Raw genomic sequence first — 24,298 nt, 5'->3', positions numbered from 1 at the left:
GCCGTCGCGTCCGCGCCCATTTGGAGCGGCGCCGACCGGCGCACAGGTTCGATGGCTAGCATCAGTCCCCGTGCGACCGGACCGATCTGAACGAGCGTTCACCCGATACCGCCTGATCGCCCTTGTCTGTGGGCTGCTCGGGTTCGTGCTTGCCCTGCTCACACCGCTGTTGCCGGTGCGCCAGGACCGCGCGAGCCTGGACTGGCCGCAAGCGGGCGCGACCAGCGTCGAGGCACCGCTGGTGTCGTATGTGCCGCAGCGCCTCGACGCGCAGCTGCCGTGCACGATGCTGAGTGGGCTGCCCGGTCCCGGCGCGGAGAACCCGTCCACGACCACCCTGTTGACGACGATTCCCGCCGCCTCCGGCAAAGCCGATCGCGGGCTGAGCGTCACCGTGCGCGACGGCGTGGTGGGAGTGCAGGCGCGCGATGTGCCGATGCTGTCGGCACCGATCGCCGAGATCGGCGGGTGTGAGCGGATCGGCATCGTCTCGACGATCGAGGCGACCACGGTCGAGTTCGTCGGGGCGGCGCGCCAGGACGGCACCCCGTTCCGCAACACCGTTACCGTCGACAAGCGCCCACAGATCGTCGGCGTCTACACCGACCTCGACGCGGCGGCCCTGACCGGCGCCCGGCTGCACGCCGATATCGACTCCCGCTTCACCTCGACGCCGACGACGCTGAAACTGGCGGCGATGATCGGCGCGGGCGTCTTCACCCTCCTCGCGCTGATCGCGCTGCACCTGCTCGACACCGCCGACGGCCGCCGCGCCCGCCGCTTCCTGCCCCGGCACTGGTGGCGGATCACCCCGACCGACGTGGTGGTGGTCGTGACGCTGCTCGGCTGGCATGTGATCGGCGCCAACACCTCCGACGACGGCTACATCCTCAATATGGCGCGCGCGTCGGGCCCGTCGGGCTACATGGCCAATTACTACCGCTGGTTCGGCGTGCCGGAGGCACCGTTCGGCTGGTCCTACGAACTGCTCGCCTGGATGACGAAGGTCTCCGACGCCAGCCCGTGGATGCGCCTGCCCGCGCTCGCCGCCGGGCTGGTCTGCTGGGCGGTGATCAGCCGAGAAGTGCTGCCCCGCCTGGGTGCTCGCGTGCGCCGCGACAAGGTGGCGCTGTGGACGGCGGGCCTGGTGTTCCTGGCCTTCTGGCTCCCCTACGACAACGGCCTTCGCCCCGAACCGCTGATCGCGGCGGGCGCCCTGCTCACCTGGTGCCTCATCGAACGCGCCATCGCCACCGCACGACTGCTGCCCGCCGCCCTGGCGATCCTGGTCGCCGCGTTCTCGCTGGCGGCGGGCCCGACCGGCCTGATCTGTATCGCCGCCCTGATCGCGGGCACCCGGCCGGTCATGCAGGTCATCATCAAACGAGCGCAGGGTCTGCGCCCGCGCCGAATCGCCGCCGAGATCTTCCGCTACGCCGCGCTCCTGGCCCCCGGTGTCGCGGCGGGCACGCTGGTGCTCATCATCGTCTTCGCCGATCAGACGCTCGCCACCGTCATGGAAGCCACCCGGGTCCGCACGCTCGTCGGCCCGAACGTCGCCTGGTTCGACGAACGCACCCGCTGGGACTCGCTGTTCATGCTCTCCCCCGACGGCTCACTGGCCCGCCGCTTCGGCGTCCTGGTGATGCTGCTGTGCCTGCTCGTCTGCATCCTGCAGGTCCTGCGCAAGGGCCGCATCCCCGGCACCTCACGCGGGCCCTCGGTGCGCATCCTGGGCATCGTCTTCGCGGCCCTGCTGCTGATGATGTGGACGCCGACCAAGTGGACCCACCACTTCGGTGTCTACGCGGGCCTGGCGGGTTCGCTGGCGGCCTTGGCGGCGGTGGCGGTCGGCACCAACGGAATTCGCGCTCCACGCAACCGCTCGCTGTTCGCGGCGGCCGTCCTGTTCCTGCTCGCGATGACCTTCACCGGCTCCAACGGCTGGTGGTACGTGTCCAGCTACGGTGTGCCGTTCTGGGACAAGGCGCCGATGGTGGCGGGCAAGGGCGTTTCGACCCTGTTCCTCGGCCTCAGCATCCTCGCCCTGCTCGTCGCGCTGTATTTCCACCTGCGCGCGCCCTACCGAACCCCCTCCGACACAGGACGTTTCGACCGCTTCGCGACCATGCCGCTGACCATCGCGGCGGCACTGCTCGTCCTGTTCGAGGTGGCGTCGATGGCCAAGGGCGCCATCACCCAGTACCCCGCCTACTCCATCGCGAAGTCGAATATCAATTCGCTGCAAGGCAATACGTGCGGCCTCGCCAATGACGTGCTGGTGGAATCGAATACGGCCGATTCACTGCTCACCCCCTACACCGGTGACCCCGCCGACGGGCTCAACGCCGACTCCACCGGCTTCACCCCGGACGGCGTAGCCGACGACCTCACCGCCGACGCCGACGAAACCGTGGTCGGCGGCGCCAACTCGGTCGACACCGATTCCGCCAACAAGACCACCAAGACCACCGGTGCGGGCACGGGCGGTGGCACCAGCGCCGAACCCGGCATCAACGGCAGTACCGTCGCCCTCCCGTTCGGCCTCGACCCCGCCCGCACCCCGGTCCTCGGGTCCTTCCAGGACGGCGTGCAGCAGCAGGCGAAGCTGACCTCGCAGTGGTATCGCGTCGACCTCGACGACAGCGTGCGCGACAATCCCGCCTATCAGGCCCTCGTGGTCACCGCGGCCGGGCGGATCCGCTACGTCGACACCGACGGTGTTGTGCACTACGGCCAGGATCTGCGCCTGGAATACGGCACCCGCGCCGCCGACGGCTCCGTCGAGATGACCGGCTCGATCGCGCCGATGGATATCGGGCCCGCCCCGTCGTGGCGCAACCTGCGCGTGCCGATCGATCAGCTGCCCGTCGGTGTGAACGCGGTGCGCCTGGTCGCCACCGACAACGACATCACCGGCAAGCAGTGGCTCGCGGTCACCCCGCCGCGCCTGCCGAAGCTGTCCACCCTCGACTCGGTGGTCGGCCGGACCGATCCGGTGCTGCTCGACTGGCACGTCGGCCTCGCGTTCCCCTGCCAGCGCCCGTTCGAGCACCACGACGGCGTCGCGGAGGCCCCGCAGTGGCGGATCCTGCCCGATCGGGTCGGTTCGGACGCGTCCAACGCGTGGCAGGACGACATCGGCGGCGGCCCGCTCGGGTGGACAAATCTGCTCCTGAAGGCCGAAACTGTGCCCACCTATCTCGACCATGATCTCGGCCGCGACTGGGGCTCGCTGGAGCGGTTCACGCCGTATCAGCCCGCTCCGCCCGCCGAGATCGCGGTGACGGTGATCGATCAGTCGGGTCGAGCGAAGGAACCGGCAATTCGGGCACAGTGACGTGCGTTACAGACACTGGCAGCGTAAGGGCAGTGACCAGGCACTGGTGCATGCCGCATACGAAACGCTCAGTGCCCGTTAGGGTTTCGATAAGATGAAGCAACTGTAAATGACAGCGTAAAGGTCCTGTGCCTGCACGTTTGAGCACGTACGCTGGTGGGTATGACAGGAGCCTTCGATGACATGGATCTACAAGATCTCGTCGAGTTGCTCAGCAACGACGAGAAACAAGAACTACGACCGGCCGTAATGCGGGTACTGGAAAGACTGCCTTCACAAGAGGTATTACGCCGCGACCTGAACCGTCGCATGCTCAACGTCTGACTCCTGTCCCCCATCCGACCGAAAAGGCGCGGACCACCCTATGTGATCCGCGCCTTTTACTGTCCGGCCGAGGTCAGAACACCCGCAGCGGTCCGGGGGTCCACAGCCCGTTACGTGACGCGGTACCGGTCTCGAGCTTTGCGGGGGTGGCCTGCGCGTACTGGTCGTAGCGTTCCAGCGAACCCCAGTCGCGGGCCCAGTCGTCCTTCAGGTAGGTCGGGATGGTGACCCGGCTCGCCAGCATCTGCGACATGCCGAGCGGACCACCGAACTCCTGCGCCTGCCAGGTATCGGTCGACGAGATCGCCAGCGGACGGTCCGGCAGGATCCGGTAGTTCGGCACCTCGGCCACGCCGTTCTTGTGCGCGAACGGACGCTGGCACGGGAACTGCAGGCCGACGGCCCAGTCCAGCAGCACCGGCTGATCGCGGCCGATGAACGTGTCGAGGCTCTGCAACCTGGGCACCCGCGGCGGGGTGAACGCCAGCCACTGATCGCCGATCAGGATCGGGTCGTTGACCATCACGCGCACCGCGTTCACCTCGGCCGGGAGGTCGGCCAGCGGTACGCGCAGGTTGCGCCACGACGGCGCGGGGCCGATATCGCGCGGCTGGTAGGCGCCGAGCGTGGTGACGCTGCCATCGGGGTTGCGGGTGCCGTATTCGACGAACAGCGCTTGGCCGTACTTGTCGGAGCCGGAGTCGTCCTTGGAGGCGATGCGACCGGCCGCGCTGATCACGACCAGCGGTGAGTCGTCCGAGCGGGCGGGCAGGCCGTACCAGGCCGATTCCAGGTGGGCGGGCTGCTGCATGCCCTCCTGGTAGGAGCCGAGAATCGGGGTCTGGGCCGGATCGAGGCCGAACGGCAGCGCCACGGTGGAGCCGTTGACGCCGAGTGCGCCCTCACCACCGCCGGTGCCCGCGCTCTCGCCTTCGGCGAAGGCCGCGCCGACCGACTGGTTGCTGGTGTTACCGGTTCCGGGCTTCACCTCGACCGCGTCTGCCGACAGGTCGCCCGGGACGCCGTTGGGGGTGAACCCGACCGAGCCGGTGCCGGCCAGGGGGTCGTTGGGGTCGGTGAACGGACGGGCCGGGTCGACGATCGGGTCGAGCCTGCCGCCGTTCGGGTCGGATTCGACCAGCACATCGTTGGCCAGGCCACACGAGTTGTCACTGAGCGCGTCGATGTTGGAGCGGCCGAGCGAGTAGCCGGGGTACTGCTGCGTCGCGCCCTTGACCAGCGATGCCACCTCGAACAGCACCATCAACCCGACCACGATGGTCAGCGGAATGGCGGCGAACTTGCGAATCCTGTTGCCGCGCTTCGTTTTCGCCGACGGCACCGGCTTCACATAGTCCTCGCGCAGCGCGTACCAGCCGACCAGGGCCAATGCCACGCCGAACAGGATGAGCATCACCGTGTTCGAGTGGATGCCGCGCAGCGAGATGGTCTTGTCGAACCACGGCACGCCATAGCTGGACACGTACCAGTAGCCGTTGATGCCGGAGAACGACAGCGCGAGCACGAACAGCAATCCGGCCAGGAAGATCGCCCGGTTCTTGCGTGAACGCAGCGCGCTCTGCGACACCGCCACCGCGGTCACCGCCGCGAGCCCACCCGCGATGCCCGCGTAGGCACCGAAGTGGTGGGTCCACTTGGTGGGGTTGAACATCATGAAGAAGATCGTCCCGAAGACGATGCCCATCAGCCGCCAGGTCGGACCCGACGCGATGCCAGGCACCTGACGGCGGCGCAGCAGCACCAGCAGTGTCGTGAACAGGCACAGCAGCATCACCAGGAAGGCGAAACGGCGGGCCAGCGAGCCGTCGACGGTCTCGACGAACATGTAGTAGTAGCGCAGGTAGTCCTCGTACCAGGCCAGGTTGGGGCCGGTGGCCTGACGGACCCGGTTGGCTTCCTGGATACCGGCGAAGGTCTGGTCGCCGTAGACGACCGTGAGCACGAGCACGCCCGCCGAAGCGATCGGAGCCAGCAGCGGGAGCGTGCCGAACTCGCGATGACGGCGCACGATGATCCGCACCAGCGGCCGGATACCGGCGAGCAGCGCGGCCACACACATCAAACCGGTGGGCGCGGCGGCGAGGGTGAAGGCCGCGATCAGCACCGCGATGCCCGCGGGCAGCAGGCGCCCGGTGGCGATGGCGCGTTCGATGGAAACCCAGGTGAGCAGCGCGCCGAGGGCGACGATCGGCTCCGAGCGCAGGCCGTTGTCGAACGGCAGCCAGAACGCCAGGAACACCAGGCCACCGGTCCACAGCGCCACCTGACTGCGCTTCACGGCATTGCCGAGGCGCGGTACCACCTCGCGGCTGATCACCATCCAGCACAGGATCGCGCAGATCAGCGCGGGCACGCGCACCCACGGGCTGGCCGTGGAGATCTCGGCGAACACCTGGATGACGTAGTAGTACCAGCCGAACGGTGCCTCGGGGACGCCGTACCAGCGGAAGTAGTTGGCCATATAGCCCGCGTCGGGGGCCACGCGCACCATCGACAGGATGTAGCCGTCGTCGGAGGTATTGGCGCCGACGAAATGCCAGACCAGCAGCGTGCCGATCACCGCGCCGTCGGCCCAGGTCGGCTTGAGCCAGTTGCGCGGCAGGAAGCGGCGATGGCCGCGTCCGTCACTGCCGTCGAGGCGGCCGAGCGCGGCGAGCGCCAGCAACGTGCACAGCACCGCCGCGATGATCGCGACCAGCTTGATCAGCGACGGGCTCGACGAGAATCGGGTGTCGATCGTCGAGGTCAGCGAAAGGCCCTGCGGCACCGCGCCTTCGAGATCGGTGAACACGCCCACGATCTGCGGCCGCAGGTCACCGGCGAGCTGGCCCTGCACAGGCACCTGCACGGTTTCCACCGCACCCGGCTGACCGGCGATCGGCCGCTCGACCTGCTTGGTCAGCCCCGCGAACTCCGCGGTCGTGCGGTTCTGATCGGAACTGATGACGATCGCCGAACACCCGTCCATCGCCGACCGGTCCGCCGAGGCGACCACCGCGTTGCGATCCACCACATCGACCGCGGTAGCGGAGACGCGCACGAACAGCGCCTCCAAAGCCGCGCGATCGCCCTGCGGGGGCGCGGTCGCCAGCAGCATGCCGCCCTGCTCGGGCAGCGTCGACACGGCACTACACGGGATCGACACATTCAGGTCGATCGGCACCTGCGACATCAGCGGCGCCTGCACATTCGCGAGCGTGCCGTTCTGCGGCCAGTTCAGTTGGGCGGTGGTCTGAGTGACCGGAAGAAACGGCGTGGCCATCGCGAACACGGCACCGAGAATCCCGGCGACCATCGCGATCCATCGCGCGATCCGGAAGTCCTTCGCGGTGGCCACCGGTTCGGCAGGAGGCTTGGTGAGAACAGCTGTTGCGGCGTCTGGCACGGTTCGACATGCTATCTGTCCCCCGGTACTTGTGAGGGGTCGCACGCCTTAGTCACGCACTTCCCTAGACTCGACTCCATGACCAAGGTGAATCTCGAAACCAATTACGGACCGATCGTGCTCGAGTTGGACGACCAGGCCGCGCCGAACACGGTCGCCAACTTCGTGAACTACGTGAACGCGGGCCATTACGCCGGCACCGTGTTCCACCGCGTCATCCCCGGTTTCATGGTGCAGGGCGGCGGCTTCGAGCCCGGCCTGAAGCAGAAGCCGACTCAGGCGCCGATTCAGAACGAGGCCACCAACGGCCTGAAGAACGACAAGTACACCGTCGCGATGGCCCGCACCAACGACCCCCACTCGGCCACCGCCCAGTTCTTCATCAACATCTCCGACAATGCCTTCCTCAACCACTCCGCTCCCCAGGGCCAGGGCTGGGGCTACGCCGTCTTCGGCAAGGTCACCGACGGCTTCGAGGTAGTCGACAAGATCGCCGCCGTCACCACCGGCAGCGCGGGCCCCCACCAGGACGTCCCCGTCGACGACGTCATCATCGAATCCGCTTCTGTCGCTTAATTCTTCGACGCAGCGTGCCGGGCCGCTACCGAATTCATCGGTGGCGGCCCGTTTTTCGATCAGCTCCCAGAATGCGACTCCGGCTGTCGAATCGTCCCCGATGCGATCGTGAAGGTGTCGCGGGGCACGCGGTACGGTGTCTCGACTGATCAAAGTTCTTGGGGGAATATGTGAAAGACCTTCTTTACTCGGTGCTGGGCATAGTGTTCGGCGCCTTCCTCGTTTTCGGCGGAATCGCCACACTCAACAGCGGTGCCGATTGCGGCGGCACGACCATGTCGGCGGGCGAGACCTGCGTGACGAGCAGCAAGGGCTCATCGGTGGAGCGGGATGCCGCCGGGCAACAAGCCCAGAACAAGCGCACCGGGTGGATGCTGATCGGCGGCGGCGCGCTGATGAGCGTCGGCTCCGCGTTCTGGCTGCGGAGCAATCTCCGGTCGCGCCGGGCTCGCCGCGCCGCTACCGCGCCGCAGGGCTACCCGCCGGCCGGTGGACCGCAGCCCGCCCCTAATGGGCTGCCACAGATGCAGGGGCAGTGGCAGCAGGCCGCACCCGCTCCGTATGGGTCGCCGCAAGCCCAGGGCCAGTGGCCGCAGGGAGCTCCCGGATACGGCGCACCCGTTTATGCGCCGCACGCTCAGAATCAACCGCAGGCAGGCCCCGGGTACAACGCAAACCCGAACTACCGGCGGTAGTGGGTCAACCACGCGCTCTGACGGAAACTGCCCGTCGCCAATGCTCGGCTCAGATTCGTTGCGAACCCGAATCACCCAGCTGAGCTCGCGTACTCCTTCGGGCTTTCAAGTCGCACGATTAGACTTGGTCCAGCGGGTTCGCCGACCGCTCGAAGATGTCAGGAAGGAGCGCCATGACTGCCATCGCCCCCGCGTGGATGCACGAGCAGATCACGGCGGCGGAGTACGACACCTGGTCCGACGAGCAGTGTGCGGGCATCGAGATCGTGGACGGGATGGTTGTTGTGAGCCCCAGTGCGTCCAAGCGGCATAACCGGTTGGCCCGGATCCTGGCCAACGCGCTCGACGTCGCAGCCGGACCGGACTGGAACGCCGACACCGACTTCGATGTCCGACTCCAAGATGTGCCGCTCACCAATCGGCGACCCGATGTCGTTGTCTATCGTGCCGACACGATCGACCTCACGCCGACCCGCCCCGAACACGTGTTGCTGGTCGTCGAGGTCGTCTCGCCCGGCTCGGAGACCACCGACCGGATCGTCAAAGTGGACCAATACGCTAAGGCGGGCATCGCCTTCTACTGGCGGATCGAGCAGGCGGCGAACGGTGTCCCGCTGATCTATACCTACATCCTCGACCCGGCGACCGGGTCATACCGGACCGGCGACATGTTCACCGGAACGGTCGAGGTGTCAGCTCCCTTTCCCGTGGAGATCGACCTCGGCAAGATCTGATCCCCGCATACCCGAACGGGCCGCCTCGGAGAGCTTCCGGGGCGGCCCGGTCGGGGTCTGGTTACAGCGGCAGCACGTGGTGCTTGCGTGGGTTGCGCTGGATCTTCTTGTCCTGGAGCAACTTCAGGGCTCGGCGGAGTTCGAGGCGGGTGGTGGCCGGTTCGATGATGGCGTCGATGAAGCCGCGTTCGGCTGCTACCCAGGGGGTGGCTACGTTGGCGTTGTAGAAATCGATCAGGTTCTGGCGGATCGCGGCGCGCTGGTCTTCGGGGGCGGCGGCGATCTGGGCGGCGCCCAGGAGGCTGACGGCGCCCTCCGCGCCCATGACCGCGATGCGGGCGGTGGGCCAGGCGAGGTTGATGTCGGCGCCGAGCTGCTTGGAGCCCATGACCGCGTAGCCGCCGCCGTAGGACTTGCGGACCACCAGGGTGATCTTGGGGACCGAGGCCTCGACGTAGGAGAACAGGAAGCGGCCGCCGCGCTTGATGACGCCGACCTTTTCCTGCTCGACGCCGGGCAGGAAGCCGGGGGTGTCGACGACGAAGACCAGCGGGATCTCGAACGCGTCGCACAGGCGCACGAAGTGCGATGCCTTGTCGGAGGCGCGGGCGTCGAGCGCACCGGCCGCCGACATCGGCTGGTTGGCGACGACGCCGACGGTGCGGCCGTCGATGCGGGCGTAACCGGTGATGATGTTCTGGCCGGTGTCGGCGCTGATCTCCTTGAACTCACCGTCGTCGAAGATGCGCAGCAGGATGTCGTACATGTCGTAGCCGGCATTGTCGGAGTCGGGCATGAACGTGTTCAGCTCGCGGTCGGAGTCGGTGATCTCCGGCTCGAGACCGGGGTTCACCACCGGCGGCAGTTCCTGGCAGCTGCTCGGCATGTAGCCCAGGTACTCGCGCACCCAGGTGAAGGCCGCCTCCTCGTCCTTGGCGACGTGGTGGATGTTGCCGTACTGGGCCTGCGTGCGCGCGCCGCCGAGCTCCTCGAGGCTCACGTCCTCGCCGGTGACCTCTTTGATGATCTTCGGGCCGGTGACGAACATGTGCGCGGACTCGGTCGCGACCACCACATCGGTGCAGATCGGCTCGTACACCGCGCCACCGGCGCAGTTACCGAGGATCACCGAGACCAGCGGAACCATGCCGGACAGCGGCTCGAGATTGGTCGCCATCCAGGCGTACCAGGCCAGCGAGCTGATCGCTTCCTGCACGCGCGCGCCACCGGAATCGTTGATGCCGACCAGCGGGATACCGACCTTGGACGCGTACTGCATCAAGCCGCACAGCTTGCGACCGAACGCCTCACCGACCGAACCGCCGTAGACGGTCTGATCATGGGAGAACACCGCCACCGGGCGGCCCTCGACCTTGCCGTGGCCGACCACGACACCGTCACCGTAGAGAGCGTTCGCGTCGCCGGGCTTGCGCACCAGCGCGCCGATCTCGACGAAGGTGCCGGGATCGAGCAGCTGGTTGATCCGGTCGCGGGCACTGGGGATGCCCTTGTGCGCCCGCTTCGCGATGCCCTTCGCGCCCGCTGGTTCCTTGGCGAGCTCGAGCCGCTCGTGTAGATCGGCAAGCTTTTCGGCGGTCGTGCTCACTTACTATTCTCCCTTTGCGGAAATCGCGGCCAGCTTGGCGGCGAGGTCGGCACCGATCTGGCCGATCCGCGGTTCGTCGACAATCTGTAGGTGGTCGCCCGGAATGTGGACGATCTCCAGGTTCGGAACGTACTCAGCCCAGCCGCCATCGGGGCGACGGTCCGCGTAGCGCGGCTCGAGTTCGATCGCACCGTCGTGGTAGCGGTCAGCCAGATAGAGCACGACATCGCCGTTGTACTGGCTCGGCCGCACCTGCTGCAATGCGCGCTGCTCGATCCACGAAGTGCGCTGGTGTTCGAGCACGCCGCCAGGGATCTTCGCACCGGAGAGCTTGATCAGATCGCTGATCATCGAGAACTGCTCGGCATCGGATGCCGCGGCCAGTTCCTCGATCTGGTCCCGGTCCAGCTCGGCGGGGACGTTGTAGGTCTTCTTGGCGAAAGCCTGGTAGCGCTCGAGGCGACGCACGCGCTCCTCGGGGCTATTGTCCTCGTCCTCGACTGTCATCGCGAGGTCGATCAGGCCGACGTAACGCACGTCGGCACCTTCCGAACGCAGCATCTGGCCAACCTGAATCGCGAGCACCGCGCCGAGCGACCAGCCGTAGAGCACGTACGGGCCCTCGCCCTGGATCTTGCGCAACTCGGGCAGGTACTGCCGGGCACGCTCCTCGATCGAACCGTCGACCCGCTCGAAGCCATACATCGGAGTGTCGGCGGGCAGACGCTTCAGTAGCGGCTCGTAGACGAGAGTGTTGCCACCTGCAGGGTGGAACACGAACACCGGGGTGGCGTCCGACCCGTCGACACGGGCACGCAACGGGCGGATGAACCCGTCCACGTCGGCGCCGCTGTCTTGCAACCCGCGCACGATATCGGAGAGCTGCTCGATGGTCTCGCAGTCGAGCACGTCATCGACGGTGACCTCCGCGCCGACCCGCTCGGTGAGACGGGCCGCCATCTTCTCGGCGACCTCCTCTTCGAGGATCGGGAGGGTGTTGAAGATGCCGCCCGGCGAAGTACCGGTGACGACGGCCCAGGTGGCGTAGGTCAGGCGCTCGGCCGCGTCACGCGGCGGAACGTTGTCCTCGTCGGCGCTCGCATCGGCGAAGTAGTCGATGTCGGCGATAACCGACTCGGCGGGAGCCTGCTCCGAAACTGATTCGGCAGCAGCGACATTGGCTGATTCGACCGCAGCGGCAGGCGAACCGGCGCCGGCAGCATCCGAAACCGATTCGGCAGCAGCAGCTTCCGACGGCAGCTCGGCACCGGCCTGCTTCGCCACCGCCAGCGGATCCTCACCCGCGGCGATCGCGGCCCGAGCAGCCTCGACGAAGTTGGCGTCGACACCGAGCTCGACATCTTCACCGGCGGCCTTGGCGGCAGCCTGCTTCTCCGCCATCGCCGCGACCTCGTCGCGGTGCTCGATCGCGTAGCGCAGCACCTTCGACACCTCGTTGAGGCTGGCGTCGCGCACGGCCGAGATCTGCAGCTGCGGGATGTCGAATTCGTATTCGACGCGGTTCTTGATGCGCATCGCCATCAGCGAGTCGAGGCCGAGTTCCATCAGCGGGATCTCCATCGGGAGGTCCTCGACGGCGTAGCCCATGGATTCGGCGACGATGACACACAGCCGCTGCTCGATGGTCTCGCCGCTGTCGGGGCTCCAGCGGTCGCCGGTGGCGATGGCGATCTCGGCGGCGGTCGGCGCGGCTTCGGCGACCGGAACTGCCACGGCGGCAACTGGTTCGGGGAGAGCGGCACCGGAGGTGACGACCGCGTCGAACAGCAGGGTGAACGCGGCGCCGGACTTGGCGTGCACCTGGACCGACGCACCACCGAGGTGCGGCGTCAACGTGGTGGTCAGCGTGCCCGCGGTGGGCAGTGCGGCATGCGGATGTGAAACAGCGACCGCGACATCGGAAAGAACCTGTGCGGCAGCGGCTTTCACCAGCACGGCCAGGTCACTGACCGAGGAGGCCTGAATCTCCCAGGCGTGACGGCCGTCCGGCATGGCCACGTGCGCGCCGGGCACACGGGTATTCCCGCCGCCCGAGGACATCGACACCTTGGGCCAGTACTCCTTGCGCACGAACGCGGTTCGCGGCACGTCGGCGTAATCACCTTCGGGCAGCAGCGAACCCAGGTTCACGGCGTGGCCGTGCACGTAGAGCTGCGCGAGCGCGCCGATCACACCGGCGGACTCGTCTTCCTTGCGCTTGAGCGTCGGGATGAGCTGCGCGTCGTGCACGCCCGCCGCGAAGGTGGTGCCGAGAACCTGCATCAGCGCGACGGAATTGGGCGCCAGCTCCAGGAACGTGGTGTGCCCGGAGTCGACGGCGGCCTTCACCGCGTTGGTGAACCACACGCTGTGGCGCAGGTTCTTCACCCAGTACGGCTCGTCGTGGATCGGGTCGGTGCCGGGCCGGAAGTACAGACCCTCGTGCACCGTGGAGTACAGGCCGATCTTCAGCGAGGTCGGCTCGATGCCCGCCAGTTCCGCGGCGAGTTCGCCGAGCAGCGGGTCCATCTGGGAGGTGTGGCCCGCGCCGCGGGTCGGGAGGATGCGGGCGAACTTGCCCATCGCCTCGACCTCGGCGACGATCTGCTCGACCTGGTCGCGCGGACCGCCGATGACGGTGTTGGTCGGCGCGGCGTACACCGCGCACTCCACATCGGGGTACTTCGGCAGCAGCAGCGCCACATCGTGGGCGCTGAGTTCGACCAGTGCCATATTGCGCACTTCGTCGTCGGTGAGCATCTGCTCGCCCTCGCCCATCAGGCGCGAGCGGGCGCAGATCACGCGCACCGCGTCTTCGATCGACAGGCCACCGGCGATGTAGGAACCGGCCACCTCGCCCATCGAATGACCGACCACCGCAGTCGGTTCCGCGCCGTGGGCACGCAACAGCGCGGCGAGGCCGAGCTGGATGGTGAAGATACCGACCTGGCAGGTGCCGACGTCGTAGTCCTGCTCGTCGTCGAGGAACATCTCGCGGATCGAGTAACCCGCCTCGTCCTGCACCAGCTCATCGACCTCGTCGACGGTCTTGCGGAAGATCGCGTTCTCGCCGTAGAGCTGCTTGGCCATCTTGCGGTGCTGGGAACCGAAACCGGAGAACACCCAGATCGGCCCGTTGGACGCGGGCGAATCGGCGGTGAACACACCGGCGCCCGGCTTGCCCTCGGCGATAGCGCGCAGGCCGGCGACGGCCTCTTCACGCGTCTTGGCCACCACTACACCGCGCGAACGCTGGTGGCTGCGCTTGGCCAGCGAGCGGGCGACATCGGTCAGCGCGACATCGGAGCCCGCGCCTTCCAGCCAGTCGGCCAGCTCGGCGGCGGCGCGCTTACGACGCGACGGCAGGTAGGCGGAAACGGCCAGGACCACGGGCAGCGGCTCGTCGCGCTCGCCGTCCCATTCGACGAACGGCTGCACCGGCTCGACCGCGGCCTCGGTGATCGCGATGGCCTCGGCGACCACACCGGTGGTCTCCTCGCCCTCGATCTCCTCGGCGGCGACCTGCTCGGCGGTCACGTCCTCGACGACCGGGGCCGTCGGCACGTACTCCTGCAGCACCACGTGCGCGTTGGTACCACCGAAACCGAAGCCGGAGATACCGACGGTCGCGACGCCGCTGTAGCGCGGGTACTCGGTCGCCTCGTCGACGACCTTGAGGTTGGCCTGCTCGAACGGGATGTACGGGCTCGGGCCCGCGTAGTTGATGCTCGGCGGAATCACGTTGTGCTGGAACGACATCAGCACCTTGGCCAGGCTCGCGGCGCCCGCACCGGATTCCAGGTGACCGAAGTTGGTCTTGGCCGAACCGAGCAGGGCGGGCTTATCGGCATCGCGGCCACGGCCGACCACACGGGCCAGCGCCTCGGCTTCGATCGGGTCGCCGATCGGGGTGCCGGTGCCGTGGGCCTCGATGTAGTCGACGGTGGAGGGGACGATCCCAGCGTCGCGGTAGGCCCGGCGCAGCACGTCGGCCTGAGCATCCGGGTTCGGCGCGAGCAGGCCGTTGGAACGACCGTCGCTGTTGACAGCGGTGCCCTTGATCACGCCGTAGATGTGGTCACCGTCGCGCTCGGCGTCGGCGAGCCGCTTGAGCACCACCAGACCGGCGCCCTCGGAACGAACCATGCCGTCGGCATCCTTGGAGAACGCCTTGATGCGCCCGTCCTCGGAGGTGCCGGGGGCGAAACCGAGCGTAGTCATCGGCATCAGCAGCATATTCACGCCGCCGGCCAGCGCCACCTCGGCGTCGCCCTCACGCAGCGCGCGCACCGCCTGATGCACCGCCACCAGCGTGGACGAGCACGCGGTGTCGACGGTGACAGAAGGGCCACGGAAGTCGTAGAAGTAGGAAACCCGGTTGGCGATGATGCCGTTCGAGCTGCCCATGATCGCGTAGGCCTCAGCCGTTGCGGGCACGTTCGGATCGGCGTTGCCCAACGCGAGCGACGCGATGAACTGGAAGTCGCTGCTCGAAGAACCGATGAACATGCCGACCGGCGCGCCCTTGAGGTCGCTCGCCGGAATTCGCGCGTGTTCCAGCGCTTCCCAGGTGAGCTCCATCATCAGTCGCTGCTGCGGATCGACGCGCTCTACCTCGATGGGCGACATCGCGAAGAAATCGGCGTCGAACTGCTTGAGAACGTCCTGATCGAGATAGCCACCGCGGGTCTTGCCCTCGGCAACGGCCGCAGCGACGGCGGGGTCGCTGAGGAACTCTTCCCACCGACCTTCGGGCAGCTCACGGATCGCGTCACCGCGCCCGATGATGAACTCCCAGGTCGACTCCGGCGTGGTGCCCGCACCCGGCAGACGCGTGGACAGGCCGACCACCGCGATGTCGTGCGCCTCGGACGGCGCGAACGCGGCGGTGTACTCCGAGGAGTCCTCGGGCTCGGGCTCCGGCTCACCGTTGACGATGATCTCGGCCAGCGACGCGATCGTCGGATGCTGGTAGATCACCGTCGGGGCAAGCGCCACCCCGGTGTGGTCCTCGATGTCACCACCGAGGGCGAGGGCATCGCGCGAGGCGAGCCCGAACTCCTCCATCGGCCGGTCGACGGTGATCGCGTCGACAGACTGCCCGGTCGCATCGGCGACCCAGCGGCGCAGCCAGTCACGCAGCTCGGCCACCGAGAGATCGTTCGTCTCGGCGGGGACGTCAGGGTTCGGGGTGGGCGTGCCCTCGTTGTCAGCCATCAATTCCTCAAGCTACCTGTCTGCGTACAGGGCGCGCCGTGGAATGACGCCCGGCCTGCGTGGCACACCGGGCGTCACCTCCGTGTCGGACGTGCCGATTACTCTTCCGGTGCATCGGGGAAAGCCTGCTGGGTGTAACCACCGCGCAGCGTTCCCTCGAGGTAGGCGGCCTTGCAGGCGCGCCGGGCGATCTTGCCGCTGGAGGTTCGCGGGATGGAACCGGCGGGCACGAGCAGGATGTCACGAGCGGTCACGCCGTGGCGTACCGACACCGCGGCACGCACCGCGTCGGCGATCGGGCCGGGGTCGGCCTTACCGGCGCCGGGGCCACGTTCGGCCACGACCACCAGTTGCTCGGACGCGTCGTCGACGTCGAACTTCAGGCCGGAGTGGCTGTCGGCGGCGAAGACCTCGGCGGGCAGCTGGTTGGCGGGCACCGCGAAGGCCGCGACGAAACCGGGGCGCAGCGCCTTGGAGGCCTCCTGTGCGGAGTACTCCAGGTCCTGCGGGTAGTGGTTGCGTCCGTCGACGATCACCAGGTCCTTGACGCGACCGGTGATGTAGAGCTCGCCCTCGAAGTACACGCCGAAGTCGCCGGTGCGCATCCAGTCGGCATCGGGATCGGTGCCGTCGGTGTGACCGCCCGCGACGGGCTCGGTGACCTTGTTGCGGAACGCCTTGGTGGACTCGGCGGGGCGACCCCAGTAACCGATGCCCATGTTGTTGCCGTGCAGCCAGATCTCGCCGACCTGGCCGTCGGGCAGCTCGCGACCCTGCGCGGTGTCCGCCGATTCCGGATCCACGATCGCGGCCCACTGCGACAGCCCGACGTAACCACACGACACCTGCGCGATGGCGGTCTCGTCGGACTGGTCGACGCGCACCATGCGGCCCGCGTTGAGCTCGTTGCGATCGACGTAGACGTACTTGGCCTCGTCCTCGGCGCGAGTGGCCGAGACGAACAGCGTCGCCTCCGCCATGCCGTAGCACGGCTTGATCGCGGTCTTGGGCAGGCCGAACGGCGCGAACGCCTCGTTGAACTTCTTCATCGAGGAGACCGTCACCGGCTCGGATCCGTTGATCAGGCCGATCACATTCGACAGGTCGAGCGTCTCGCCCGCCTTGGGCACACCACGCGCGGCGGCGTGCTCGAACGCGAAGTTCGGCGCGGCCGCGAACGTGCCCGCACCGTCGGAGACCGCGGCCAGTTCGTTGATCCAGCGCGAGGGACGGCGCACGAACGCACTCGGCGACATGATGGTGATGAACTTGCCGCCGACCGCGGGCAGGATCACCGTGAGCAGGCCCATGTCGTGGAACAGCGGGAGCCAGGTGACTCCACGCGAGTTCTCGTTCATGTTCAGCGACTTGATCATCTGCAGCAGGTTGGTGCCGACCGCGCGGTGGGTGATCTCCACACCGGCGGGCACCCGGGTGGAACCCGAGGTGTACTGCAGGTAGGCGATGTCGTCGATCGCGGTGTCGGGGCGCACCCAGGAGTCACCGAGGGTGTCCGGGATGGCGTCGACGGCGATGATGCGCGGTCGCTGCGCGGCGGGCAGCGAGCGGAAGAACTGGCGCACACCGGCGGCCGAGGAGGTCGCGGTGAGGATCGCCGACGGCTCGCAGTCGCCGAGGACGGCGTGCAGGCGGTCGGTGTGACCCGGCTCGTCGGGATCGAACAGCGGCACCGAGATGGTGCCCGCGTAGATCGCGGCGAAGAAGGAGATCACGTAATCCAGGCCCTGCGGCGCGAGGATCGCGACCCGGTCGCCCGGATTGGTCACCTGTTGCAGGCGAGCAGCCACCGCGCGCAGCCGTACTCCGAACTCCTGCCAGGTCAGCTCGTGCACCTCGCCGTCGCGTTCCCGCGAATAGTCGATGTAGCGGTACGCGAGCGTATTCGCATCGTTACGGGTGTGCTTCTCGACGTGATCGACCAGGGTCCGACCCTCGGGAATGTTGATATTCCCGGTTTCGTCCAGGTAGTCGTCGAAAGTCTGTTCCATTCCTTCTTCTCCTTGCGAGGACGCGATGACAAGCTCTGCGGCCTCGACTCGCTATATCGCCACCGGCCGTCGAGCTCACACGAACGTGCGTCGACAGCCTGCGGATTTTCGAGCGGTCTGCGCGGTGACCGCTATCGGCTAGATGTTCTCAAACCAGAGTCATGTTACAGAGAACCCCCGCTCAGTCCTCCCGCAGCAGCGGAATGACAGGCGCGAAAGCGTCCATCTGGGTGGGGAAGATGCCCACATACGACATCGAAGTGAGTTGCCGCACACGCTTGACCTGTTCGGCGATTTCCTCGAACGTGCCGATCGCGATGTAGGGCGAGCTCAGGATCTCCTCGACGGTCAGTTCGACGTCGACTTCGAGGTCGGGATGCAGGCCACGTTCGATCGCGCGCAGCGCCATCTCGGCGGTCTTCTCCCGGTCGTCGGTGATGACGATAGCGGTGATGGCCCAGTTCAGCTCGATGTCGGCGAACCGGTCACCGGCAGCGGCCTTGACGATGTTGACCTTCTCGATCGTCTTCTCGAGCGTGATGCCGGAGAGCAGGCCCTTGCCGTTCTTGGTGGTCTGCGGGACGACCGAGACGATGTCGGCGTGCTTGGCCGCCAGTGCCAGCATCTTCGGACCGCCACCACCGGTGCACAGCGGCGGGCGCGGGCCCTGCCGCGGGCGCGGGGTGCCCTTGATGCCACGCACCTGGTAGTGCTTGCCCTCGAAATTGCACTCCTGGCCGCGCAGCAGCGTGTCCAGGATGGTCAGCGACTCGTCGAGCTTCTCCAGCCGGACGCCGGGACGCTCGAACGGGATGCCCGCGTTGTCGAACTCTTCCTTGATCCAGCCCGCGCCGACGCCGACCTCGAGGCGCCCCTTGGACAGGACGTCGAGGGTGGCCAATTCCTTGGCGACCACGACCGGATGGCGTAAACCGTTGGCCAGCACCGAGGTGCCGAGGCGGATCTTGCTGGTGGCCTGCGTGAGTGCGCCCAGCGCGGCGATCGGGCCGATCTGATCGCCCAGGTGATCAGGAACGAAGAAGGTGTCGTAACCCATCTCTTCGGCTTCCTGCGCCGTCTGAACGAACTTGCGCGCGCCACCCTCCTGCTTGTTGCCCTCTCCGGCCGCTCCGAAGCGGAACGGACGCAGCGGCGTACCCAGCGCGGTCAACTCACCGACGGGTGCGGCAGCTTCGGTCATGAACTCTTCGCTCCTGGCTGGTGTGTACTCGGGCGCAATTCCCAGCGCACTTTACAGCGTGCGAGCGATCCGGCGTGCGGATGTCACAGCGAGGCATGAACCATGGCAATCATGCCCCCGCTGTGACTGTGACAACTCCGTCAGGAATGTGGCGGATGTGGTGCGTTCTCGATGAGCGCGGCGGCCCAATCGACCGTCCACTGGGTGGCCGTTGTGCCGTCGCTGTCCACCGGGTTCGAGGCGTACAGCGCGTGCACCGGATTGCCCGCCGAGCGGATCAGCGCCGCGAGGCTGCCCAGCGCGTTGGCCGGATTGAGCGCCTGGCGTGGTGCGTCGCAGATCATGTCGCCGGGCGCGCAGATGGAGTTCACCTTGGGTGCCAGCGTGCCGAAACCGCCAGGGCGGGGACCGGTCATGCTGATGCCGGGCACGTTGACGCCCTTGAGCGCCACCTCGGCACCCTCACCCGTCGGCGGGGGGTCACCGATCTCGGTGGGCTGACCTGGACCGGTCGCGGTGCGGCGGCCGTCGGCGATCACTGTCACGCCGAGCACGTTGGCTTCCGGGATCGGGCCGTTGCCCGCGCCGATCTGGGCGGCTACGTCACCGGCGATCACCGCACCCTGGGAGAAGCCCGAGATGACGAAGTTCGTCAACGGGCATTCCTTGTGGCGCTGAGCCAGGACGTCGGTCGCTCGCGCGGTGCCCTCGGTGCGGCTGTTGTTGTAGGAAGCCTGGCCGTCGGGCGGGAACGCGATCGGGTTCGAGAACTGGGCCACGTACGGGACCGTGTACACCTCGAGCCGGTTGTCCGGGAACTGCGCGCGCAGCGGCCCGGAAACGCTGAGCATCAGCGAGATCGGGTTCGCGTGCGGGTTGTACGGATCGTCGAAGCTCGACGACTCCCAGGTGCCCGGAATCGAGAGCAGCATCACATCGGGGCAATCCGCCGACTGCGACGTGGGCGGCGGCGGGCCGGGCGGCGTCGGCGGCGGCTCTTTCAACCTGCCCGCGAGCAGGTACCAGAGCAGCACGATGACGATGATCGCCAGGACGAGCAGCGCCAGCACGGTGAAGCACCCCGCAGGCCAGAACCTGCGGGAGCGTCGCGTCGGTCGGGGCGTCACTAGCAGTAGGTCGAGTTCGCGGCAGCGATGTAGATCTGTGCTGCCTTGTTGACGTCCATCTTCGACGCGTCGAATGCCGGGTCGGTGCCCGCCATCGCGGCGACGAAGGTGGCGATATCGGCGTCACTGGCGCCGGTGCCCTTGGTCGAGCAGATGTAGGTCGCGGTGGTCAACGCGGTCGTCTGGTCGCCCGGGGTGATGCCGTTCTTGGCCAGCTCGTCGAGGAACGCCTTGTCCTTGCCGGTCGCAGGCGCGGCGGCGCTGGTCTGCGGAAGGGGCGTCGGCTCCTCGGCAGACGGGCTCGGCTCCGGCGCGGTGCTCGACGGGGCCTCGGCGGGCGGCTCGATGACCACGGGCGGCGTCGTCGTCGACTTCGCGGCGGCGCTGCTGGAGAGGGTGGGCGTCTGCGACGCGGTCGAGTCGTTGCCGCCACAGGCGGACAACAGGGCGACGGCAGCCAGGGCCGCGACCGATCCGGCTACCTTGCCAGGGATCCGATGCATGAAGATGTCTTTCCTCGATCGTTCGTCAGGGAAGCGGTCGCAGACCAGGCTAGCCGGACAACCGGCGCTGCCGGGCACTGCGCGGCGAAGCTCAGAGAGTTCTCAGCCCGAGCTCACACCCCGTGAACTTCGGATTTGCCATCTCGCACCACGATGAACCCGGTCTGAAAGTTCTGCTGGATTCCGCCCGGAACTGCGAACTCGTCGCTCACCGGATAGCCGAGCCTGCCGTTCTCGAACCCCTGCGCGCCCCAGGCGTCGGCGAGCGCGCCGTTGCGCACCGACCAGGCACCGGAGAGCGGGCTCCAGTAGATGTTGCCGCCCTCGAACCGGCTGTAGCGCCCGAGATCCTTCAGCGGCGCCTCCTCGGCGAGCGGGAAACCGAGCGGGCTGTTCTCGAAGCCGAGCTGGCTGTACTTGTCGAGGACGAAGCCGTGCACCCGGTGTGCGCCGGTGGCGGGGCTGTAGAACATCGGACCGTGTTCGAAGGCCTGTACCGAGCCGTCACGGCTGGGTGTTGGTGCCTCGGCGGCCACCGGATAGCCGGCGGGACCGCCCTCGAAGCCCTGCTTGCCCCACTCCTCGAGGAACGCGCCGCGCATCACCTGCGCGCCCGTCTGTGGGGTCCAGTAGATCGAGCCGGCTTCGAAGGTCTGCATGCGGCCGCGCCCGTCGGGCAGGCCGAGCTCGCCGCCGGTGGGCATGCCGAGCGGCGAGAACGCGCCGCCGATACCGGCGTAGGTGCCACCGATGCGCCCGCCCACCGCGTGCGTGCCCGCCGCGGCGGAATGGAACACCCGGCCGTTCGGGAAGTCCTGCACCATTCCGGTGCCCGCCGGGTACTCCGCGGTCAGGCAGTTGCCCAGCCAGTTCGCCGCTTGCGCGACCCCGGCGATCGCACCGCCGAGCGTGCAGGTCGAGCCGCCTGGATCGGTACCGAGCGCCGCGGCCGCCTGCGACCACGACTGACGCATCTCGAAATCCCAGTAGGGCCACGTGTGGGTGCCCGCGGGACGGTAGTTCGCCTGCACCGGAATCGCCAGCTTCTCGAGCTTGGCGACGAAGTTCTGGGTCGACAGGCGCGAAAGGATCTCCAGGCCGGTGCCCGCCCAGTTCTCGCTCATCAACGGCACGTCACCGAGCTGATCGTGCGAGCCGGCCAGACCGCTGCCGCTGGAGACGTACATGCTGACGCCTTTGAGCTCGTCGGCCAGCTGATACGGGTCGTGCGCGTCCCACTCGGGGCTGCCGGGCGGACCCCACATCGCGCCCGCGTCGAAGCCGCCCGCGTCCTTGTTGGCGAAGGTGATCGCCTGCGGCATGCCGAGTGTCGTCGTGGTGAGCAGGCCCGAGTAGGAGGCCACGTATTTCATCAGCCCGGGGTTGCGGCCCGCGAGGTTCATCGCAGCCGTGCCACCCATCGAAAGTCCTTGTACCCCACGAACATCCGTGGTTCGCCAGTCACGCTCGAGGATCGGCGGGAGCTCCTTGGTCAGGAAGGTCTCCCACTTGTAGGTGAAGCCGTTGTCGGGTGCGAGCCAGTCCGAATACCAGCTCGACTGGCCGCCGACCGGCAGCACCACGTTGACGTTCTTGTCGGCGTAGAAGCCCTCGGCATCGGCGTCTTTGGTCCAGCCGTTCTCGTCGTCCTGCGCGCGCAGACCGTCGAGCATGAGCATCATCGGGAACTTCGCCTCGGGTGCCACATTCCAGTCCCGCGCCAACAGCATCTGTACCTGAATCGGGGTCTTCATCGCGGCCGAGTACACCCACAGCGCCACCCGCCGATCCGAGAGCCAGTCCACCCGCTGCACCCCGGACACCGCCGGTTGCGCCTGCGCTGGAACGGTGACGGCTGGTGCGAGCAGGGCCGCCGTCATGGCCGCGATGCCGAGGATCCGCCGCATCGGCGCTGAGACACTCTTTACCGTCATCACACGCGACCCTCCATCATCCCGGAAATGGGGACACAGCCTCACCGTCGGTTGTACCGCAACAGGCAGCGATAACTGGGGAGGACACGCGAGCGCCGGACACAGCAAAAAGACCGGCCCACCCTGGGGGTGAGCCGGTCTTCGAGTTGTTGCTGAGCGGAAACTACTAGGCGCCCAGTGCATTCAGGATGTGCGGACGTGCCTTCCACAGCTCGTCTTCCCAGTACTTCCACGAGTGAGTACCGGAGGCGCCGATGTCGTAGACGGCATTGATGCCCAGGGTGTTGAGGCGACGCTGGAAGGCCAGCGTGCTCACGAACGAGATGGCCTCGATGGCCATCGCGTTACCGGTGTTGTAGACACCGCCGAGACCGGCAGGCTTGTCGTGCTGGGCGGGCAGGCCGTTGGCCGAGGAGATGAACATCGGCAGGCCGCGCAGCTCGGGCGCGAACACCATCGGGTCCATCCGCAGCCACGCCGAGCTCCACGGAGCGGCCATGGCGTCGACGTTGAAACGGCCCGCGTCGAGCATCATCACGCGGATGGCCTCACGCATGCCGGGGGCGCCCCAGTTCAGCGGGCCCGAGAGCGAGGACGCGTGCTTGAACTGATCGCGGTTCAGCGCGGCGAGGCGCAGCGCGGCCGGGCCCGACATCGACAGGCCGAGCACCGCGTTGTTCTTGCGGGACACGCCGTAGCCCTCGAGGAATGCGGGGAGCTCTTCGGTCAGGAAGGTCTCCCACTTGTAGGTGGTCTTCTGGCCGTTGGTGTTGCTCGCGGCGGTCCAGTCGGCGTACCAGCTGGACTGGCCACCCACCGGCATCACCAGGGTGACGTTGTCGCCCGCGAACTGCTGCATCGCGTTGGTCTCGAACGACCAGGCGTTGCGGTCGTCACGGGCGCGAAGGCCGTCGAGCAGGTAGAGCGCGGCGTTACCGCCGTTGCGCGCCCACTGCACCTGGACCTTCACCGGGCCCATCTTCGAGGGCACCATGAGTTCTTCGTAGCCACCGGCCGGTGCGCGCAACGCAGGTGCCGACACCGGTGCGGCGAGCGCGGTCGGGGCCGCTCCCGCGGCGATCGGCAGCACAAGGGCTGCAGCGCCGACAGCTAGAATTCGATTACGCCAACCACGAGATGCCGGCGCGACGGCCTTGCCGAAACGCATGTGAATTCCGCTCTCTTTCTGCTGTTATGGCATGCCAGACGCGTCTGCCGCCCCCCGACACGGCCCCGACAGCCCGGTCGATCAGACGGATGAAACAACGATCTGGTCACACTTACGCTCGCTGGAGGATATTCCACCCACCAATTAACCGCAAGGGCAGCGACATTGGCGGCTGGCGCCGCTGGATTTTCGGCCCTGTGGGCCTCGAATCCGAGGGGCGATACTGCGCCTTCGGCGTTCCGTCTCGCCCCTCGGATCCGAGGCGGCCGAAAATCCGTGGTCGCTGAGTTATGTGGGTGGCGCGGTCGGCTTATGGACACATTGTTCCGTCGCTTCAGTGGCCGGGACAGACAGAACCGGCGCCCCCCACAATTCGGAGCCGTGGGTGCTGTTCAGAAAAACCAGAGGCAGATTAAAAACAAAACCTGGCGCAAAAAAAAAACTGAATCTTAAAACTG

14 protein-coding genes are annotated in these 24,298 nt (G+C 67.3%); 5 read left to right on the top strand and 9 right to left on the bottom strand.

The features are described from left to right. Positions 1-70: 70 nt before the first annotated feature. Both ACFWPK_RS26215 and ACFWPK_RS26210 read left to right on the top strand, forming a co-directional pair. Positions 71-3,340 (top strand): arabinosyltransferase domain-containing protein, encoded by a 3,270-nt coding sequence (locus tag ACFWPK_RS26215; RefSeq protein WP_378920081.1) that lies wholly within the window; start codon positions 71-73, stop codon positions 3,338-3,340. 162 nt (positions 3,341-3,502) lie between these two features. Beyond that, a complete protein-coding gene (locus ACFWPK_RS26210) occupies positions 3,503-3,664 on the top strand; it encodes a hypothetical protein (RefSeq protein WP_378920079.1) in 162 nt (53 codons plus the stop codon). 73 nt (positions 3,665-3,737) lie between these two features. On the opposite strand, the gene ACFWPK_RS26205 is transcribed toward ACFWPK_RS26210, so the two are convergent. After that, the gene (locus ACFWPK_RS26205) at positions 3,738-7,070 is read right to left on the bottom strand and encodes an arabinosyltransferase domain-containing protein (RefSeq protein WP_378920077.1); all 3,333 of its coding nucleotides are present in this window, start codon (positions 7,068-7,070) and stop codon (positions 3,738-3,740) included. Between the two features lie 78 nt (positions 7,071-7,148). Between ACFWPK_RS26205 and ACFWPK_RS26200 the strand changes: the two genes are divergently transcribed. The 3 genes from ACFWPK_RS26200 (at position 7,149) to ACFWPK_RS26190 (ending at position 9,075) form a co-directional block, all read left to right on the top strand. Then, on the top strand, positions 7,149-7,646 hold the full coding sequence (locus ACFWPK_RS26200; protein WP_378920075.1) for a peptidylprolyl isomerase: 498 nt from the start codon (positions 7,149-7,151) through the stop codon (positions 7,644-7,646). Positions 7,647-7,816: 170 nt separating this feature from the next. After that, positions 7,817-8,341: a hypothetical protein gene (locus ACFWPK_RS26195; RefSeq protein WP_378920073.1), complete on the top strand. Its 525-nt coding sequence runs from the start codon at positions 7,817-7,819 to the stop codon at positions 8,339-8,341. A 173-nt stretch (positions 8,342-8,514) separates the two neighbouring features. Beyond that, positions 8,515-9,075, top strand: a complete 561-nt coding sequence (locus tag ACFWPK_RS26190; protein ID WP_378920071.1) for a Uma2 family endonuclease — start codon at positions 8,515-8,517, stop codon at positions 9,073-9,075. A gap of 61 nt (positions 9,076-9,136) precedes the next feature. Here the strand turns inward: ACFWPK_RS26190 and ACFWPK_RS26185 are convergent, their stop codons facing one another. The 8 genes from ACFWPK_RS26185 to ACFWPK_RS26150 all read right to left on the bottom strand — a co-directional run bounded on the left by ACFWPK_RS26185 (position 9,137) and on the right by ACFWPK_RS26150 (position 23,840). Then, positions 9,137-10,681 (bottom strand): acyl-CoA carboxylase subunit beta, encoded by a 1,545-nt coding sequence (locus tag ACFWPK_RS26185; RefSeq protein ID WP_378920069.1) that lies wholly within the window; start codon positions 10,679-10,681, stop codon positions 9,137-9,139. A 3-nt stretch (positions 10,682-10,684) separates the two neighbouring features. Next, positions 10,685-15,898 carry a polyketide synthase Pks13 gene (gene pks13 / locus ACFWPK_RS26180; protein WP_378920067.1) on the bottom strand — a complete coding sequence of 1,738 codons (5,214 nt, stop codon included), beginning with the start codon at positions 15,896-15,898 and terminating at the stop codon, positions 10,685-10,687. Positions 15,899-15,996: 98 nt separating this feature from the next. Further along, positions 15,997-17,907: a long-chain-fatty-acid--AMP ligase FadD32 gene (fadD32, locus tag ACFWPK_RS26175; RefSeq protein ID WP_378920065.1), complete on the bottom strand. Its 1,911-nt coding sequence runs from the start codon at positions 17,905-17,907 to the stop codon at positions 15,997-15,999. Between the two features lie 181 nt (positions 17,908-18,088). Then, complete coding sequence (locus tag ACFWPK_RS26170) at positions 18,089-19,108, bottom strand: LLM class F420-dependent oxidoreductase (protein ID WP_378920063.1); 1,020 nt, start codon at positions 19,106-19,108, stop codon at positions 18,089-18,091. A 140-nt stretch (positions 19,109-19,248) separates the two neighbouring features. Next, a complete protein-coding gene (locus ACFWPK_RS26165; protein WP_378920131.1) occupies positions 19,249-20,241 on the bottom strand; it encodes a cutinase family protein in 993 nt (330 codons plus the stop codon). Continuing rightward, positions 20,235-20,738, bottom strand: a complete 504-nt coding sequence (locus tag ACFWPK_RS26160) for a DUF732 domain-containing protein (protein ID WP_378920061.1) — start codon at positions 20,736-20,738, stop codon at positions 20,235-20,237. Before ACFWPK_RS26160 ends, ACFWPK_RS26165 begins: the two co-directional genes overlap by 7 nt. Positions 20,739-20,851: 113 nt before the next feature. Beyond that, positions 20,852-22,672, bottom strand: coding sequence for an alpha/beta hydrolase-fold protein (locus ACFWPK_RS26155; RefSeq protein ID WP_378920059.1), 1,821 nt, complete (start codon positions 22,670-22,672; stop codon positions 20,852-20,854). Between the two features lie 166 nt (positions 22,673-22,838). Then, positions 22,839-23,840 (bottom strand): alpha/beta hydrolase, encoded by a 1,002-nt coding sequence (locus ACFWPK_RS26150; RefSeq protein ID WP_378920057.1) that lies wholly within the window; start codon positions 23,838-23,840, stop codon positions 22,839-22,841. Positions 23,841-24,298: the final 458 nt, after the last annotated feature.

Source organism: Nocardia sp. NPDC058519, assembly GCF_042719755.1.
Lineage (GTDB): Bacteria > Actinomycetota > Actinomycetes > Mycobacteriales > Mycobacteriaceae > Nocardia.
This window is presented reverse-complemented; position numbering and strand designations above follow the sequence as displayed.